This window comes from Campylobacter concisus (assembly GCF_002913765.1).
In the GTDB taxonomy this organism is placed as follows: domain Bacteria; phylum Campylobacterota; class Campylobacteria; order Campylobacterales; family Campylobacteraceae; genus Campylobacter_A; species Campylobacter_A concisus_BB.
Genome location: NZ_PPCH01000022.1, coordinates 88,905 through 107,032 on the forward strand (window position 1 = coordinate 88,905; position 18,128 = coordinate 107,032).

Sequence of the window (18,128 nt, forward strand, 5' to 3'; positions counted from 1 at the left end):
GATGCTAAGGCAAAAGCAAACTTTAGCGCCAAAGATCAAACTAAACCAAACGCTAAGAAGCTGGCTTCCTATCCTTCAAAGCGGGCTTGATGAGCTAAAAGAGACACTTGAGCCTTTTATAAAAGAGAATCCATTTGCTACGATCGAACATAAAATTTTAGAAAAAAGCGAAAAAAAGCGAAATTTTTTCGAGCAGGTTAGCAAAAACTCGGTTAGCGAGAGTATCGAGGCTTTAAGCATCTATAAAGAAAGCCTCTATGAAAAGCTCGTTAGCCAGATAAATCCACCACTTTTCCCCACACAAAAGTCCCAAGATATCGCATATAAGATCATCGAGTGTTTAGATGATGAGGGATATTTTTCTTATGATGATGAAATTTTTGCTGGTTTTAATGAGAATGAGGTGGAGCGAGTTAGGGCGAGATTTGCCTACCTTGAGCCCTGTGGCGTGGGTGCGAAGGATCTCAAAGAGAGCTTTTTGTTTCAGCTTGGCGAGATAGAGGCGAGTGAAGAGATCATAGAGTGTGCAAAAAAGATCATCTTAAATTTTGAAAATATAGAAAAGCTTAGAAAGCTTAAATTCTATGACGACGCGCTAAAGGTCATAAAGAAATTTAAAAATCCCCCAGCCATTGAGTATCTTGAAGATGAAAAAGAGGCAGTGCCTGATATCTTCGTGCTAAGCACAAGTAGTGGCATAAGCGTGCAGATAAATGACGAGTACTATCCTGAAATTTCGATAGACACCGAGGGGCTAGACGAGAAAGAGGCCTTTGTAAGCTCACGCATAAAAGAGGCAAGTGAGCTCATAGACGCCCTTGAGATGAGAAAGGCGACACTTTATAAGATAGGGCTCATGATAGTTGAGTATCAGTACGACTACTTTTTGGGCGGCGACATAAAGCCTATGAAGCTAAAAGACCTAGCTGACGAGCTTGGACGCAACCCTTCAACCATCTCAAGAGCGATCGCAAACAAATACTTAAGCTCCCCAAGAGGCACGGTCGCACTTAAAAATTTCTTCGCAACTGGCTTTGATGAGGAGACTTCAAACGCTGCGATAAAGGAATTTTTACTAGAGCTTATCAAAAATGAAGATCATAAAAAGCCACTTTCTGATCTAAAAATCCAAGAGCTCATTCAAGCTAAATTTAACATCCAAATCGTTCGCCGAACTATCACCAAATACCGCAAAATTCTAAACATCGGCAGCTCAAGCCAGCGAAAAAAGATCTATCAGATAAACGGCTAGCTACCACTCATTTATAGCAAAAAGTGTAGCCTTTCGCATCTGCGTAAAAAGCTCACTACTAAGCTCATCATACTCTTTGCCTCGTTTTTTATGCTGTGCCAAGCCTGCTGCGTCGTCGTTCCAAGAGCCCATACCACCAAAGACATCAGCCGCACTTGCCGCAGTAAAAAGGGCTAAATTTAGCTTTGGCATAAGTGGCGCATTTAGGACATTTTGCTCTATATTTTCTGGCTCGTTTAGCGCTTTTAGCCCTTTTCTAAAGCAGTCGCCAAAGTTCTCACACTCTATCTCATCTGCAAATTTAGAGGTCCTAGTTAGGATATCTTTAAACTCCAAAGTGTTGTCACTAAATTTTTGAATTTCTGGCGTGCTATTTAGGCTAAATTCTTTATAGACTATATCCCAGCCCTTTTTATTTTCTTCAAAGCTCCAGTGCGGCACGAAGTAGCTCATCTTATCTTTATAAATGCAAAGAATTGACTTGTGGCTTACATTTGAAAAGCCTTGCAGCGAGCGTTCCTTCGATGAGACGGCTAAATTTGTAGCAAATCTCACGTCGCTTAACCCAAGCTTTTTGGCGTGCTTAAACCACTCATTTATGCTAGCTTGCTCTCTTTTTTCTTGCTCATCCTCCAAAATATAGTCAAAAACTAGGCTTTTTATATATTTTTCGCCTTTGTAGTCTAGCTCTAAATTTGACTTTAATGCTTGCTTTATAGAGGCTACGATAATGCAAGAGTTAAAAACTTCACCATTCATTTTTGCTCCTTTTTTGAGATATTTTATTAAAAGAAGTATAAATATCTTTTTAAGAATTGCAAGCGAAAACTTCAGTTTTTTATAGTAAAATAGCCAAAAATTTCAAAGAGGCAAAATGGATTTTAATGAGATTGAAAAGCTGATAAGCACGCTTAAGAAAAACTTGGAAGTTATCGAAAACAACGGCGTTGTCGAGCCAGAAACAAAGATCGATGCGCTCACTTTTAATAAAAATGTCGAAGAGATCAAAAAAAGACTTTATAGCACAACAGACGAGGGCAGTTTTTTTAAAAATGTCTTTAATACTGAAGATTACTACGAAAACATTAGCTCATACCTCGAGCAGACAAACAAAAGCCTATACTACAAGATAGAAAAGGCTGGCGTGAGCCTAAAGGCTAATCAAAATTTGCAGGAGAGCCTGACAAACATCTCAAACATCATGCAAATTTTAGTCGCTGAGTATCAGATACAAAATAAAAAAAAGAAAAAGAGTATCTTTTCAAGAAGTGGTGACACGACGATGATAAGAGGGCTACTTGCAGAGCTAATGGAGCTACAAAATAGGATGAATAAAATTTTACATCTCGACTCTCAAATCGTCTCAAACGTAGTTTTGGAAAATTTTAAAACTATCTACACATTTTTTTACAACTGCATAAGGGTTGCCAAACAAAGGGGCGACGAGCTACTTTTGGTTGAGATCGCAGGTATCACAGATAGGATCATCGAGATGATAAGACCAGTGCTTTCAGGCAAGAGCCTAAAGACAAATGAGCTTATATATCACTATCTCATTTACGAGCTACGAGAGCTAAAAGCCTACGCCATAGGCGAGGATCTAGCTTAAAATTTTATCCATTATCTCTTTTGCCCCATTTGGCAAAAGGATCTCTTTTAGGGCTTTGCTGCTTTTGTTTAGATCAAAGTTCTCGATCATTTTTATGACTTCATCTTTGTCTAAATTTTCGCCATTTTGCAGGCAAATTTCAGCTATGCCTTTATCTTTTAGAAATTTAGCGTTATAAAACTGGTGATTGCCAGCGGCATAAGGAAATGGCACAAAGATAGATGGCAGGGCGTTTGCGCAAAGCTCCCAAAGTGAGCTAGCTCCAGCTCTTGATATGGCAAGATCAGCCTCGCTCATCTTTTTTTCTATCTCTTTGCTAAAGTCAAAAATTTCTAAATTTGCCTCGCTAAAGCCAAGCTCATCATATCTTTTTTTAAGCTCATCAAGGGCGTTTTTGCCGCATTGATGAATGATTTTTATCTCTTTTTCTTTAAGATATGGGGCTAAATTTATAGCTAGCTCGTTTATCGCTTTTGCGCCTTGTGAGCCACCTAAAAATAGTATAGTTTTTAGCTCATCTCTAACTCTTTGGCTTTCAAAAAATTTATTTGCCACAGGGTAAGGGCAGGGCGAGAGCTCATCATAAGAGCTAAAAAAGCCCTTTGCGTATGGCTTTAAAATTTTATTTAGCTTGCCAGTTACGGCATTTTGCTCGTGGATGAAAAGTGGCGTTTTTGAGATGATGGCCGCTATGGCTGCTGGCGCTGCTGAGTAGCCTCCCACGCTAATGACTGCTTTAACGCCATTTTCTTTAAAAATTTGCCTGCATTTTAGAGCTAGGCTTATGATATTTGTTAGTGATTTTAGCTTGGCAAGACCTCTTTTATTTACTACGCCACTGCTTGGCAAAAAGAATTTCTTTGCAAATTTATCATCATTTTCAAACCAAAATTTATCCTGACCGCTAGTTGAGCCGATAAAAATAGGCTTTATGCTTCGTCTATTTAGCTCCTCGCAAAAGCTTCTAGCGATCGCCAAATGCCCGCCAGTGCCACCACCACAAATAACTATCATAGTTTCGCCTTTTTACTAACCATCAAGACCATGCCGATGCCGATGCATATAGCAAGCACGGAGCTACCGCCGTAGCTTAAAAATGGCACAGCTATACCTTTTATCGGCGTGATCGATGTGATGCCGTAGCTATTCATCAAAAACGAAAACGACAAGATAAGACCGATGCCTAGCGAGAATAGGTGATAGACCTTGTTTTCGCTCCTAGCTGAAATTCTAAATATCCTATAAAGTAGCGTGATAAAGATCGCTGTGATGCATAAAATGCCAAAAACGCCGACCTCTTCAGCTATGCCAGCTAGCACAAAGTCTGTATGCACCTCGCTTAAAAAGCCAAGCTTAAATATCCCAGCTCCAAGCCCCTCGCCAAAAAACTCGCCGTGTTTGATCGCATTTAGTGAGTGAGAAATTTGATATGGCTCTGGTGCGTCTGCCACTCTAAGCACGTTTGCCACGCTATCTGGCAAGAAAGAGAGAACCATATTTTGTATCGTGCCCCACCATGACTTTATACGTAAAATTCTGTGCTCAGAGCTAACTATCGCCACCGTCATGACAAAGGCAGCGCCCAAGATACCGATACCAAAGAGCCTAACGCTAGCCCCTGCAAAAAGCGCCATCGTCACAAAAGTAAGCGCCAAAACTACAACCTGACCAAGGTCGTTTTGCATAACGGCGATAAGAAAGATAGCGATACCAAAAAGAATGATATAAGGCAAAAGTATCTTTAACTCAGCCATCAAAGTCCTCTTGCCGTCACTAAATTTTCTAGTAAAGCTCCATGCTAAAAAATAGACAAAACCGACTTTGAAAAACTCAACAGGCGCAAGTGAGAAGCCAGGCAGCCTGATCCAGCGTCTAGCACCTCCAGAGTCAGTCACCATCGAAGCTGGCAAGGCGTGCATGAGCCCCATAGCGATACCGCACGAGATAAGCAGTCCAAAGCCTATCCAAACGAGCGCTTTGTCGGGATTTAGCCTTGAGAGCCACCACATGAGAAAAATTCCTATGCAGCCGACTGCAAACTGGCGGATGAAAAAGTGAAATTCGTCGTAGTTAAAAAATAAAACTGTAAAAACTGGCAAGGATAGTGAAAAAATGATGCTTATGGCGATCAAAGTCGCGCAAAGATAGAAAATAACCTTATCAACTGCCAAATTTAGCTCCAACTTTAAAATGAGCCAAAGTATAATAAAAAACGGCTTACAAAGATATTATTTGCTATAATTGCAGGCTTTAAGGATGGGCATGAAGATAGGTATATTTGACTCTGGGCTTGGCGGACTTAGCGTCTTAAACGAAGCTTTAAGCAAGCTTAGCGAGCATGAATTTTTATATTACGCAGACGTGAAAAATGTCCCATACGGACAAAAGAGCAGGGATGATATCTTAAAATTTAGCTTTGATGCGGTGAAATTTCTTGTCAAAAATGGCTCAAAAGCTGTCGTTGTAGCGTGCAACACTGCAACAAGCGTGGCGATAAAAGAGCTTAGAGCAAATTTAAGCGTGCCGATCATCGGTATGGAGCCAGCTGTAAAAAAAGCTCACGACCTAAGCCATGATAATGCCCTAAAAACGCTAGTCATCGCCACTCCAGTCACCGTAAATGGCGCAAAACTAAAAGAGTTAATAACAAATTTAAACGCAAAAGATAAAACCGAGCTGCTAGCTCTGCCTCGCCTTGTAAATTTCGCTGAAAAGGCTGAGTTTGAGAGCGAAAACGTTAAGTCGTATCTAAAAGATGAGCTAGCTAAATTTGATCTAAGTAAATTTGACTTTTTGGTGCTTGGCTGCACGCATTTTAACTATTTTAAAGATAGCTTAAGAGAAATTTTGCCTCCAAATGTAAGTATAATAGACGGCAACGAAGGGACGATAAAGCGCCTTATAAGTGAGTTTGGGCTTGCAGTTTCAAATGCAAATTTAACTCCAAATGTGAAATTTTTTTACTCTGGTGACGAGGTTTACGAGCAAAGTGAGCTGGAGAAAATTTCAAGGAATTTAGCTAGATTAGAAAAAATGAGAGCTATTAGTTAGGCTAAATTTATCTAAAAATTTGAGCCAAATTTAGCAAAATACACTAAATTTTACATATTTTTATATGTATTATCTCTTTCTTTGCTTTATTATATAGATAGCACTTATTATCGCAACCACCGCCAAAAGAGCGATCGTGATCGTTAGAAGTGTCTGTTTGTCAGGATTTGAGCCTAGAAAGTAGCCAACTCCAAGCAAAACCGCGCACCAAATCCCAGCGCCAAGCGTGGTAAATAGGCAAAATCTAAAAATATTCATCTTAGCAAGCCCAGCAGGCAGGCTGATATACTGACGAATTCCTGGGATGAGGCGTGAGTTAAATGTTGAAATTTCGCCATGTTTATTAAAAAATGCTTCAAATTTATCCATCTTTTCGTGAGTGATGCCTACAAATTTGCCGTATTTTAAGACGATCTCGCGTCCAAAAAAGTAGCAAAGATAGTAGTTAAAAATGGCTCCAAGCAAGCTGCCAAGCGTGCCAGAGATAAAGGCAAGCGCTAGGCTCATCTCGCCTTTGTGAGCTAGATATCCAGCCGGTATCATCGCCACTTCGCTTGGAAATGGAAAAAATGAGCTCTCTAAAAACATCATTACAAATATACCAGCATAGCCCCAGCTGCTCACGCTTGAGACTATAAAATCAATAATGTCATGTAGCATTTTTACTCCGAGATTTATCTTAAAATGAGGCATTGTAGCAAAGCTTTATTTACTAATAGTAACTAACAAAAGCGATAAATTTTAAAAAAGATAGTTAAAACGAAAAGCTATAAGGTTTAAATTTAAAGGCAAAAGTAGGGCGAAAGCTCGCCCAGTTTTTAAAATGCAGGTATGACCTCGCCTTTATAGCGAGTGATGATGAAATTTTTAGTATCAGGGCTAAGCACCGCATCGACTAAAGCTTTGATCTTAGGATTGTTCTCGTTGCCAGCTCTTGTGACGATGATGTTGGCGTAAGGGCTGTTGGCATCTTCAAGTAAAAGTGCGTCTTTTGCCACGCTCATGCCAAGATCAAGGACGAAATTTGTGCTAATGGCAGCGATATCGACGTCATCAAGTGTTCTTGGGATCTGAGCGCCTTCTAGCTCGACAAATTGTAAATTCTTAGGATTTTTAGTTATGTCATTTACAGTTGCAACTTTTACGTTTTTATCGATCTCGATAAGACCAGCTTTTTCTAAAATTCTAAGCGCTCTGTTGCCATTTGACGGATCGTAAGCGATCGCCACTTTTGCGCCATCTTTTAGCTCTTTTATGTTTTTTATCTTTTTAGAGTAAAAGCCAAGTGGCTCAACATGGACATTTGCAACGCTTACAAGATGCAGGCCTCTAGCCTTGTTTTGCTCCTCAAGATATGGCAAATGCTGAAAGAAATTTGCGTCTAAGCTGCCATCTTCTGTGGCGACATTTGGGATAGAGTAGTCTGAAATTTCAGAGATAACAAGGTCGTAGCCCTTATCTTTTAGCTTTGGTTTTACAAATTCTAAAATTTCAGCGTGTGGCACTGGTGAGACGCCAACAGTGATAGTGTGGTCTTTGTCGGCTGCGTGAAGGCTTAGAGCAACTAAAGATGCGGTTAAAAGTTTGATAAATTTCATTGTTTTTCCTTTTTTTGTTTTGGTAAAGCGACGCTAAAAAGGTAAAAGCTTTTACGTCGCTTTTTATAAATTTAATTAAAACGCTGGGATGATAGCGCCGTTATATTTTGTCTCGATAAATTTCTTAACTTCTGGTGAGTTGATCGCTTTATCAAGGGCTTTAGTTTTTGGGCTGTTCTCGTTGCCAGCTTTAACAACTACGTAGTTTACGTATGGGCTATCTTTGCTCTCGATCACAAGCGCGTCTTTTGTTGGATTGAGATTTGCATTTAGTGCGTAGTTTGTGTTGATAACTGCGATAGTAACGTCATCAAGCGTTCTTGGCACTTGAGCAGTCTCGATCTCTTCAAATTTAAGTTTTTTAGGGTTATCAACTATATCAAGCGGGGTTTTTAGTGGGTTGTTGTTTAGCTTGATAAGTCCAGCACTGGCTATGATGTCAAGTGCGCGGCTCTCATTTGTTGGATCATTTGGGATAGAGACAACTGCGCCATCTTTTAGCTCTTTGATATCTTTGATCTTTTTAGAATAAACGCCCATTGGCTCTAGGTGCACGCCAACTGTTTTTACAAGGTGAGTGCCTTTGTTTTTGTTAAATTCTTCAAGATATGGGATGTGCTGAAAGAAGTTTGCGTCAAGGTCGCCGTCCTCTGTCGCAAGGTTTGGCGTGGTGTAGTCGTTAAATTCTTTGATCTCAAGTGTGTAGCCATCTTTTGCCAAAATAGGTTTTACAACCTCTAAAATTTCAGCATGTGGGATAGGTGTAGCACCGACGATTATTGTTTTTGATTTGTCAGCAGCATTTGCGCTAACGCTAAGGCCTAGGGCAACTAAAGAGGTAAGAAGTAGTTTTTTCATTTATTATCCTTTTTTAAAATTTGCCAAGCACCAAAAAAGGATAAATTTAAGCTAGAAGGTTAAATTTCTTTTTAAGCGCTTAAGCTATTTCTAAGCACTTAAAAAGAAATTCTGTGCTTAGAGATTAGTCTTTCGACGACGCGTTTTTTAGTAGGTGGCACATCTGGCACATATCTGATTTCATCTTTTATCCTTTCAGCTAAAATTAATTTTGCAATTTTAAGAAAAAAAGCTTAAAATCAGATAAAAAATGTGGCCTTATTTTTTTGAAATTTTATAGAGATAGTTGCCTAAAACTTGGAAAATTTGAACCATAATGATAAGAATAACCACGGTGTAGAGCATGATATCTGGGCGAAATCTCTGATATCCGTAGTTTATAGCGACTGATCCTAGTCCGCCACCGCCAACTGCACCAGCCATCGCTGAAAAGCCGATATTTACGATAAGCGTTAGTGTAAATGCCGAGATGATGCCAGGAAGTGCCTCGACAAACATCACGCGGAAAATGATCTGAAATTTCGAGCTACCAAAGCTTTGCGCTGCTTCAATGATGCCTTTATCAACCTCTTTTAGAGCATTTTCAATGAGCCTTGCTACAAACGGAGCCGCTCCGATAGTTAGCGGAACGATCGCAGCTGTGGTGCCGATACTTGTACCTACGATCATTTTTGTGACTGGAAATAGCACGATGATCAAAATGATAAACGGAAAGCTTCTAAGCACGTTTATAACGATATCTAGCACAAAATAAAGCTGCTTGTTTGGCTTTAGGCCGTTTTTGTCTGAAAGGATGAGCAAAACCGCTGGTATAAGGCCTATGGCAAAAGCGAGCAGGGTTGAGACGATGCTCATATATAGCGTTTCGCCGATAGCTGGCAAAAGTATCCTAGAGAAAACATCAGGAAATTTAGAAAAGTCAATACCAAACATCAAGCAACCTCCCACAAAACGCCACTTTGCTTGATATAGTTAAGCACGTTTTCTTTATCTTTTTCATCTATGTTTATGACAAGCGAGCCAAGGACGTTATCGTTTAGCTTTTCAAGCTTGCCCCAGACTATGTTAAAGTCGATATTTAGGCTTCTTGCCATGTGCGTGATCACGCTGTTTTGAGCCACTTCTTTTGGGAAAAATAGCCTGATATTTGTCCCAGTGCTTGGCAGAATTTCCACCTCGCCTAAAAATTCTTTCATCTTCTCGTCTGGCTTTAAAAATAGCTCTTCGATGCTTCCAGAGCCTATGATCTTACCGCCTTCTAGCAGTATCGCTCGTTTTGCGATCGATTTTACAACCTCCATCTCGTGCGTGACGATGACGACGCTGATGTCTAGCTCTTTATTTATCTTTTCAAGCAGCTCTAAAATTTGATTTGTCGTGTTTGGATCAAGAGCCGAAGTCGCCTCGTCGCTTAGTAAAATTTTAGGATTTAAAGCAAGCGCTCTGGCGATCGCCACACGCTGTTTTTGACCGCCACTTAGCTCGCTTGGATAGCTTTTTGCCTTGCTTTCAAGTCCGACTAAATTTAAAAGCTCTCTCACTCTTTTCTCGGTTTCATCGTTTTTGTAGCCCCAAAATTTAAGTGGAGTAGCGACGTTTTCAAAGACGTTTTTTCTAGCCATCAAGGCAAAATGCTGAAATATCATCCCAACATCTCGCCTTAAATGTCTCTGCTGCGTCTCATCTAAATTTTTTATCTCTTGATCAAAGACTTTTAGGCTGCCACCTTGATAGCTCTCAAGCCCATTTATGCACCTTAAAAGCGTTGATTTACCAGCGCCGCTGTGCCCCACGATAGCAAAAATTTCACCCTTTTTAACCTCTAAATTTACATCAAAAAGGATCTGCGTATCACCATAAAATTTGGTTAAATTTTCTATTTTTATCACTATTTTTCTCCAAGAGCTTCTAACTCTTCGCATACTTTTTTAAATTTAGCCTCAGCGCTCTGCAAGGCCTCTTTGTTTGTCTCTATGACCTCTTTTGGTGCGTTTGCTACGAAATTTTGGTTATTTAGCATGCTTGAGAGTTTGGTTATTTCTTTTTCAAGCTTTGTCTTTTGAGACCTTAGCCTTGTGATGATACCGCTCATATCAAGCCCTTCAAGCGGGACAAATGCCTCTAAATTTTCGCTCACATCTCTGATAGAATTTTCGATTTTCTCATCTACAAAGCCGATCTCTTCGCATTTTGCAAGCAGCTTGATATACTCTTTAACCTCGTCAAGATCTATTTTTTCGTTAAATTTAACAAAGGCTTTTGCAATCTTTGAGTTGCCAAGATCAATAGTAGCTTTTGCACGGCGAATAGCCACGATCGCTTCTATAACTAGCTCAAATTTCTTCTCAACATCTAAATTTCGCTCTTTTACCTCTGGATAGCTCATCACCATTATTGATTTTGCATTTTCAAGCTGTGTGCCGCTAAGCTCTTGAAATAGATACTCTGAAAGAAACGGCATGAAAGGATTTAGTAGTTTCATCGCCTCTTTAAATATACTTCCAAGCTCTTTTACACTCGCTTTGTCAGCCTTGCTTAGCTCGATGCCCCAGTCGCAAAACTCATCCCAAAGGAATTTATAAAGTGTGTTTGCAGCGTCATTAAAGCGGTAGGCATCGATGTTTTCGCGCACCTCTCTCACGCACTCGCTAAAGCGGCTATTCATATAAATTCCAAGCTTTGTTTGAAGCTTGATATCCTCTAAATTTGCAAATTTGCTCTCATTTAGCATGAGATATTTGCTCGCGTTATAAAGCTTGTTGGTGAAATTTCTTACCTGCTTCATCTTGGCGTCACTTAGCTTGATGTCGCGTCCTTGAACGGCTAGAAGCGTTAGCGTAAAGCGCAAGATATCGGCGCTATACTCATTTATGCTATCAAGCGGATCGATGACGTTGCCAAGGCTTTTACTCATCTTTCTGCCAAACTCATCTTTTACAAGCGCGTGCAGGTAGATGTCGTCAAATGGCAGCTTGCCAAGGGCATTTTCACCCTGAAACATCATCCTAGCAACCCAGAAAAATAATATATCAAAGCCAGTTATGAGAAGGTTATTTGGATAAAACTCAGCCAAGTCGCCTTCAAACCATTTTTCATTTTTTAGCTCATTTTCATTGCCCCAGCCAAGCGTGCTAAATGGCCAAAGACCAGAGCTAAACCACGTATCTAGAACGTCTGGGTCTTGGTGGATGTTTTTACTTTTGCACTTTTTGCACTCGCACGGCTCTCCCTCGTCAGCCCACATATGACCGCAATCATCGCAGTAAAATACTGGAATTTGGTGTCCCCACCAAAGCTGGCGTGAGATACACCAGTCTCTTAGCTCTCTCATCCACGCGTTAAAGCTGTTTATCCAGTGCGGCGGGTAAAATTTAGCAAGGTCCTCTGAGACCTTTTGTATCGCTTCGTCTGCGATCTCTTTTTTGACAAACCACTGCTTTGAGATGTATGGCTCGACGACGTTTTTGCAGCGGTAGCAGTAACCTACTTGATTTTCGTAGTCTTCTATCTTTTCGACATTGCCAAGTTTTTCAAGCTCGGCCACGACGATATCTCTAGCCTCAAGCCTCTCAAGTCCTGCAAATTTATCGCATTTGTCGTTTAAGATGCCTTTTTCATCAAAGACGGTGATAAACTCAAGGTTGTGTTTTTTGCCTACCTCATAGTCGTTTTGATCGTGCGCAGGCGTGACCTTAACAAGGCCTGTTCCAAACTCCATATCAACGTGCTCGTCTGCAATGATCTCAATCTCTCTATTTATGATAGGTAGCACAACTTTTTTGCCGATTAAATTTTTATAGCGCTCATCGTTTGGATTTACCATTACCGCCGTATCGCCGAAGTATGTTTCTGGCCTAGTGGTCGCAACAACAACAAATTCGCTTGGCTTGTCTGCAAAGTAGTATCTCAAATGATAAAGCTTGCCTTTATTTTCTTTGTGCTCGACCTCGATGTCAGAGAGTGCGCCATCATGCGTACACCAGTTTATCATGTAGTTTTTCTGGACTATTAGCCCTTTGTCGTATAAATTTACAAAGGCTTTTTTCACAGCTTTTCTTAAGCCCTCATCCATAGTAAATCTCTGGCGTGACCAAGCTGGAGTGATGCCAAGTTTTCGCATCTGATGAACTATCATGCCACCACTTTTTTCCTTCCACTCCCACACTTTTTCTACAAATTTCTCGCGTCCAAGCTCTTCTTTTTTGATACCTTGAGCCAAAAGCTGCTTTTCAACGACGTTTTGAGTAGCGATACCAGCGTGGTCAAGTCCTGGCTGCCAAAGTGTCTTGTAGCCGTCCATCCTCTTGTAGCGAGTCATGATATCTTGAAGCGTGAAGGTTAGGGCGTGTCCGATGTGAAGCGAGCCAGTCACGTTTGGAGGTGGCATCATAATGCAAAATTTACGTCCATCTTTTTGGATATCTTTGTTTGCGTCTATCTCGAAGTATCCGCGTTCTTCCCAAATTTTATAAAATTTATCTTCTATCTCTTTTGCATTGTAAAATTCTGACACTTTTCTCTCCTCAGTTTCGTTTAAAAAATGCTTAATGTTATCTAAAATTTGTTTAAAAAAATCTTTGCAAAAGTGGGGGAAATATGGGCTTGGGGCGGTTAAACGCCCCGAAATTTATATGGCTTATTTGACAGTAAAGCTTCTCACGGCTAGGTCGTAGTCGTTTTGTCTTTCGTTATACATATTTTCAGTTGTGACTGCACCAAGCGAGCATTTACCACCAAGTCTTACGCGGTAAGGTGTGTAAAACACGGCGTCTTTTTCGTCGTTACTTAGCGTGTAAAAGCTTAGCACGCGGTCATCTTTTATGCTTTTATACTCAACTTGTAAGCTGTTTTTTAAGCTCTTGCTAAAGTTGCTTAAATTTTCATTTATCGGCTCAAAGCAGCTACTTACGATCTCGTTAATAACGCCATTTTTAACCATTGTTTTTGAGTTTATCACCACTTTTGAGTAGATGACGTCATTTACTTTTAGGCTGTCAAGACCCAGCTCTTTGCCTTTTTCATCGACAAATGTGCGGTAGATGTCAAGCTCTTTTGGCTCGATTTTGTGTTTGATCTCAAGTGGCAAATAAGCGTAGCTTAAGATAGTCGCATAAAGCTTATTTGAGCCTAGTGGAGTGATACTAAATTCGCCATTTTTTGTAGTAAAAGAGGTGCTTAAAAGACCGTCAAATTCTTTACTTTCGCCGTTGTAGCTAAGCTTAAATTTATTATTTTTCTCGCCGCTATCTTTGCCAAAGTAGGCATTTAGCGCTCTTAGCGTAAATGCACGCTCTTGCGTTGAGCTTAGCTCATTTAAATTTACTATCAAGAAATTTGCAAGGTCGTCTGAGTAGTCGTTTTTCTCAAAGTATTTTGCGTGCAAGTATAAGATAAAGGCGTTATCTCTTACTTTTGAGCTAAAATCAGATGGATTTTCTTCGCTTGTTTTGGCATTTTTGATATCTTTTAGCGCGACTTTTGCCTCGTCATTTAGGCCGTTTAGCTTTAGGGCTGCTGCCATTAGGTATTTACTTAGTGCTGTTTTATTGTAGGCTTTGTCGTCATAAATTTTATTTAAGATAGATCTGTCAGCCATACTTGCACGTGAGCTTACATAAAGAGCGTAAAGTGCCTCAAGGTCGTTGTTTGCGTATTTTAAAAGAGAGTTTAGCGCATTTTGTTTGACGCCTTTACTTACCTCATATCCTGCCTCGCTAAGATCAAGTAAAACATCAGTTGCAAAGATGCTTGCAAATGCATTTGTCTCGCCTAGATCGCTCCAGTAGCCAAAACTGCCATCTGGCTTTTGCATCTTGACTAGCTCATCTATGCCGCTAACGATAAATCTCTTTTGATCGCTTTTTTCAAGCTCATCTTTTGGTTTTAAATTTAAAAGCGCAAGCAGTCTTGAGCTCCTTTGCTCCGCGCATCCGTAAGGATACTGGACTAAATTTTTAGAAGCTGCTAAAAGCACGCTTGAGACCGAGCTTGAGGCATCAACGCTCACATCGTGATAGCCTTTTGGTAGTGAAATTTTACTCTCTTTGTCAAAGACGCTGCTCTTTGCGTAGGTGCTGATCGTATAAGGGCTAACGACATCTAGTAAATTTTGAAGCGTTTTTGAGCTATTTTTGTCGCTTATTGTGACATTGTATTCGCCAGCACCTGTTTCAAGGGCTGAAATTTTAAGCACAAACGCCTTGTTTTCAAACGGCTTTAGATTAGCATTTTCTTGCGTTTTGATGTTTAAATTTTTACTTGATGCTACATTTATCGTAAGGTTTTTGTCGGCATTTGTCGTATTTATAAGCCTTAAGTTTGCGCTTAATTCATCGCCTTTTAAAAGATAAACTAAAGCACTTGGCTTAATGATCACATCATCTTTTACTTTTATCTCGCTATTTACGGCGTTCATTGCAGTTGCGTCATTTGCCACAGCATCTACTCTAATGGCGCCATTAAAGCCATTTGGCGTTTTAAACTCGTATGAAATTTCGCCTTTGTCGTCTGCTTGAAGGCTCACTAAATTTGCATAAGTTTTTACATTTTTGCTATCAACTGGACTTGCATGCTTTGCCATTTTTGCCGCCACTGCCATCGCCGCAGCATCACCGCCAAAGCTTAGCGTTTTGCCCTCGACCTTGTAGTTTGTGAGCATATTATAGATGTCGTAGTCAAAGACGCCATCAGGTAAAATTTTGTCAAAAAACTTAAGCGGATCGGCTGGTTTTTGTGAAGTGATATCAAGCACGCCAACATCTGTGATAAATAAATTCAGATAAGCTTTTGGCTTTGTTTTTAGTGAAATTTTGATATTTTCATCGCTCTTTGCGCTTTTTGGCGCTTCTAAGCTAAGCTCTATTTTTCTTGAAGATTTATCGCCGTTTGCATAGACCTTGCCGTAGGTTCTAAATGGAGTTAGTCCAGCGTCAGTCATGCGGTAGATATTTGCGCTCACGTAAAGGCCATTAAAGTCAAAGTCAAGTTTAAATTTAACATTTGCTGAGTTGTTTTTGATTTTTACGACCTTATAGGCTTTGACGCCTGCGTCTTCAAGTGTGACAAGCGCGATGCCTTCTTTTATGGCTGAGCTTATGTCTGCGCTTAGTTCGTCGCCTTTTTTATAGACGCTTTTGTTTAGCTTTATCTGAGACTTACTAAGCTCTTTTGTAGGCGCTAGAGTTGAGTAGTTGTAGCCGCTTACGTCGATATCTAGGCTCGTGCTTGCACCACTTACTAAATTTGTAGCAGTGATGACGTATGAGCCACTTTGCGTAAATTTATAGCTAAACTCGCCACTATTTTTATAAAAACTATCCACATCTTCAAGCGTTTGGATCCATTTTATATAGCCGTTTGCGTCCCTTTGATACTGCCATGTGACACGTTTTATATCAAATTTCAAATTTGACTTCACTGCCTTTTGGCTTGGCATATCAACAACGACTGTTCTTATCTTTACATCTTCGTTTGGATCAGCAAATGCCGTGCTAGCAGCGATGCCAACCATATCTTTATAAGGATAGAGCGTAAAGCTTTTTGCGTCACTTACGTTTTTGCCATCGTCATTTACGTTGAAATTTATGACACCTTTTATTATTGAAGGTGCGTTTTTGGTGTTAAAGCTAAGATCTATCATCTGGCTTGATTTGCCATCTTTTGAAAGAGTTAGATCATTTTCCATGCTTGGATAGGCAGCCGCTTTTAGGGTGTCGTTTTTAAATTTATACTCTTTAAATTCGCTATTTTTATACTCATCATCAAAGAAACTAACCTGCATACTGCCAGCTAAGTCGCTAGCTGCTCCGCCAAAGAGATAGCTACTTGTTAAATTTACCTTTACTAGCTCGTTTGCAAAGAATTTATCCGCGTCTATGGCTATGTCATTTTTTATCTTGTTTGGCACGAAGCTCTCGACGTAAAATGGCACACTCGCTATCACTTTGCTAGTGTAGATTATCTGCATGTTAAATCTACCGCTTAGATCGCTTAAAATTTCTTTTTCAAAATTTATCATGCCGACATCATTTGTATTTTGCGTGATCTGGGCGCTACTTTTGCCTTGAGGATCGATAAATTTGATCTTAACTGGCATATTTTTAAGCGGGTTAAAGTCCCTATCTCTTAGATAGATAGCACCTTTTAAGCTCTCGTTTGGTCTTATGATATTTGAGGCAAAATGCGTGTAAGCGTCGATACTCTCGCTTGGATTTTGGCTGATGAGCTTTGCCTCATTTAGCGCTTCGCCATCTTTTATGATGAGGAAATTTTGCTCCTTGCCAAGTGAGACGACTATTGATGAGATCTCTTTGTAGATATCTTTTTTGTTAAATTTAAAGACGCCGACGTCATTTGTAGCGCCAACTGCGATCTCTTCGTTTCTTTTGCCATAAATTTTTACATTTGCGTTTGGTAGCATTGTGTTTTCGCCAAGGCGGTTTGCAAAGACAAAAATTTCATCCTTGCCAAGCTTTGCATTTATGGCGATGTCACTTAGATAGACGACCTTTGAGACGCTCTTATCTTTGCCGTAGTTTAAGCTTATCTTATAGACGCCGTCTCCTGCTCCTGCAAAGTCAAGCTTGATCTTGTTTAGTGAAATTTCGTTTAATGCACCCTCTAGCTTGTAGCTTTTGCTTGCTACTTTTGAGCTAAAATTGCTTAGATCTTCGCTATTGTCGTTGAAATTTAAAAAGTATCTAAAATTTTGATCGCTTAACTTTTCAACGCTTACATTTAGCTCAGGTAAATTTGCATTTCTGATGCCGATCTCGCCCACGCTTGAGATGTAAGGCTCTTCGTTTGTGAAATTTGCAAATGGAGTGAAGTTGCTAGCGACCACCTCGTAGGTTTTGGCCTCTCTTACGACATTTCTATCATCTCCAAAGCCTGGTTTTATCGTGATCTCGTAGCTATTTTGCGGTTTAAACTCATCGCTTGTAATATCGATGTAATAATCATACCCCTCAAGCTCAGAATTTGGCGCGCTATTTTCATCATCATTTTTATATGCTACGTCGCTTATACTAAAGCTTTTTACGCCTTTTATCTTGATAAATTTCTTTAGATTATTATCATCGCTTAGCCACTCTTTTAGATAAATTCTAAATGCCAAGATACCGTTATCAAGGCTTGTCGGATAAATTTTAGCTATCTCAAAGCTTTTAGCTTCAGCGTTTATATTTACGCTCTCACTGCTTGCTTGCTCACTAAATTTCACCACGCCATCGCCTGCTAGCTTAGCGCCAAATTTACTCTCAAAATTTTCTCCAAGATCAAAAGTAGGCTCGCTTATATTTTTATCAAGATCAAGCTCAAAGCTGTTTTGAGAGAGCTGCAAGGCATTAAAGCTTGCACCTTTTACGGCTATTTTTTTTACAAGCTCTTCACTAACTTCGTCATTAAATTTAAGGATAAATTTGCTATCAGAGAGCTTTTCTATCTTCTCAAGCGCAAATTCTTTCGTCTCAAAGCTAGCGCTGCTGCCATTTTCTAGCTTACAGCTGTATTCAGCACCTGCGTGCATATCTTTTGTAAAAAGCGTAAGGCTTTGAGCGTTAAATTTCACCGTGCCACTTAGCGCTGGCTCGCACGAGATAAGCTTTTTCTCGCTTAGCGTGCCTATGAGATTTTTGCTAACATCATCTTCTAGTCCAAATTCCACGCTTAAAGGCGACTTTATCTCGACACTGCCATTTAGACTTAAAGCATATAAATTTACTGCTCCTAAAAGTGCTAGAAGTAGCGCTTTTTGCTGCAT

13 protein-coding genes are annotated in these 18,128 nt (G+C 40.0%); 3 read left to right on the plus strand and 10 right to left on the minus strand.

Annotated elements, in window-relative coordinates:
• Position 1 precedes the first annotated feature (1 nt).
• The gene (locus tag CYO89_RS06255; RefSeq protein ID WP_258032547.1) at positions 2–1,252 is read left to right on the plus strand and encodes an RNA polymerase factor sigma-54; all 1,251 of its coding nucleotides are present in this window, start codon (positions 2–4) and stop codon (positions 1,250–1,252) included.
• Here the strand turns inward: CYO89_RS06255 and CYO89_RS06260 are convergent, their stop codons facing one another.
• A complete protein-coding gene (locus tag CYO89_RS06260) occupies positions 1,253–2,011 on the minus strand; it encodes a hypothetical protein (RefSeq protein WP_103597595.1) in 759 nt (252 codons plus the stop codon). It lies immediately after the preceding gene.
• 115 nt (positions 2,012–2,126) lie between these two features.
• Here CYO89_RS06260 and CYO89_RS06265 point away from each other — a divergent pair, with 115 nt between their 5' ends.
• Positions 2,127–2,861 carry an imidazole glycerol phosphate synthase gene (locus CYO89_RS06265; protein ID WP_103597598.1) on the plus strand — a complete coding sequence of 245 codons (735 nt, stop codon included), beginning with the start codon at positions 2,127–2,129 and terminating at the stop codon, positions 2,859–2,861.
• Here CYO89_RS06265 and murG read toward each other — a convergent pair.
• On the minus strand, positions 2,853–3,875 hold the full coding sequence (gene murG, locus CYO89_RS06270; protein WP_103597600.1) for an undecaprenyldiphospho-muramoylpentapeptide beta-N-acetylglucosaminyltransferase: 1,023 nt from the start codon (positions 3,873–3,875) through the stop codon (positions 2,853–2,855). The two genes, CYO89_RS06265 and murG, sit on opposite strands and share 9 nt — an antisense overlap.
• Complete coding sequence (locus CYO89_RS06275; RefSeq protein WP_009293817.1) at positions 3,872–5,032, minus strand: FtsW/RodA/SpoVE family cell cycle protein; 1,161 nt, start codon at positions 5,030–5,032, stop codon at positions 3,872–3,874. Before CYO89_RS06275 ends, murG begins: the two co-directional genes overlap by 4 nt.
• A gap of 91 nt (positions 5,033–5,123) precedes the next feature.
• Between CYO89_RS06275 and murI the strand changes: the two genes are divergently transcribed.
• The gene (gene murI, locus CYO89_RS06280) at positions 5,124–5,912 is read left to right on the plus strand and encodes a glutamate racemase (protein ID WP_103597601.1); all 789 of its coding nucleotides are present in this window, start codon (positions 5,124–5,126) and stop codon (positions 5,910–5,912) included.
• A 69-nt stretch (positions 5,913–5,981) separates the two neighbouring features.
• Here the strand turns inward: murI and CYO89_RS06285 are convergent, their stop codons facing one another.
• The 7 genes from CYO89_RS06285 to CYO89_RS06315 form a co-directional block, all read right to left on the minus strand.
• A complete protein-coding gene (locus tag CYO89_RS06285; RefSeq protein ID WP_035169914.1) occupies positions 5,982–6,572 on the minus strand; it encodes a DedA family protein in 591 nt (196 codons plus the stop codon).
• A gap of 158 nt (positions 6,573–6,730) precedes the next feature.
• A complete protein-coding gene (locus CYO89_RS06290) occupies positions 6,731–7,510 on the minus strand; it encodes a MetQ/NlpA family ABC transporter substrate-binding protein (protein WP_103597604.1) in 780 nt (259 codons plus the stop codon).
• A gap of 75 nt (positions 7,511–7,585) precedes the next feature.
• Complete coding sequence (locus tag CYO89_RS06295; protein ID WP_087581668.1) at positions 7,586–8,368, minus strand: MetQ/NlpA family ABC transporter substrate-binding protein; 783 nt, start codon at positions 8,366–8,368, stop codon at positions 7,586–7,588.
• Between the two features lie 258 nt (positions 8,369–8,626).
• Complete coding sequence (locus CYO89_RS06300) at positions 8,627–9,301, minus strand: methionine ABC transporter permease (protein ID WP_002940443.1); 675 nt, start codon at positions 9,299–9,301, stop codon at positions 8,627–8,629.
• Positions 9,301–10,257, minus strand: coding sequence for a methionine ABC transporter ATP-binding protein (locus tag CYO89_RS06305; RefSeq protein ID WP_103597606.1), 957 nt, complete (start codon positions 10,255–10,257; stop codon positions 9,301–9,303). The genes CYO89_RS06300 and CYO89_RS06305 overlap by 1 nt, the downstream gene beginning before the upstream one ends.
• On the minus strand, positions 10,257–12,881 hold the full coding sequence (locus CYO89_RS06310) for a valine--tRNA ligase (RefSeq protein ID WP_103597607.1): 2,625 nt from the start codon (positions 12,879–12,881) through the stop codon (positions 10,257–10,259). Before CYO89_RS06310 ends, CYO89_RS06305 begins: the two co-directional genes overlap by 1 nt.
• A gap of 123 nt (positions 12,882–13,004) precedes the next feature.
• The gene (locus CYO89_RS06315; RefSeq protein WP_103597609.1) at positions 13,005–18,128 is read right to left on the minus strand and encodes an alpha-2-macroglobulin family protein; all 5,124 of its coding nucleotides are present in this window, start codon (positions 18,126–18,128) and stop codon (positions 13,005–13,007) included.

Excerpts from the sequence above, each read along its gene's own strand:
- CYO89_RS06290 (WP_103597604.1), bottom strand. The coding sequence starts at position 7,510 with ATGAAATTTATCAAACTTTTAACCGCATCTTTAGTTGCTCTAAGCCTT.
- murI (WP_103597601.1), top strand. The coding sequence starts at position 5,124 with ATGAAGATAGGTATATTTGACTCTGGGCTTGGCGGACTTAGCGTCTTA.
- CYO89_RS06315 (WP_103597609.1), bottom strand. The coding sequence starts at position 18,128 with ATGCAGCAAAAAGCGCTACTTCTAGCACTTTTAGGAGCAGTAAATTTA.
- CYO89_RS06295 (WP_087581668.1), bottom strand. The coding sequence starts at position 8,368 with ATGAAAAAACTACTTCTTACCTCTTTAGTTGCCCTAGGCCTTAGCGTT.
- CYO89_RS06300 (WP_002940443.1), bottom strand. The coding sequence starts at position 9,301 with ATGTTTGGTATTGACTTTTCTAAATTTCCTGATGTTTTCTCTAGGATA.
- murG (WP_103597600.1), bottom strand. The coding sequence starts at position 3,875 with ATGATAGTTATTTGTGGTGGTGGCACTGGCGGGCATTTGGCGATCGCT.
- CYO89_RS06255 (WP_258032547.1), top strand. The coding sequence starts at position 2 with ATGCTAAGGCAAAAGCAAACTTTAGCGCCAAAGATCAAACTAAACCAA.
- CYO89_RS06265 (WP_103597598.1), top strand. The coding sequence starts at position 2,127 with ATGGATTTTAATGAGATTGAAAAGCTGATAAGCACGCTTAAGAAAAAC.
- CYO89_RS06260 (WP_103597595.1), bottom strand. The coding sequence starts at position 2,011 with ATGAATGGTGAAGTTTTTAACTCTTGCATTATCGTAGCCTCTATAAAG.
- CYO89_RS06285 (WP_035169914.1), bottom strand. The coding sequence starts at position 6,572 with ATGCTACATGACATTATTGATTTTATAGTCTCAAGCGTGAGCAGCTGG.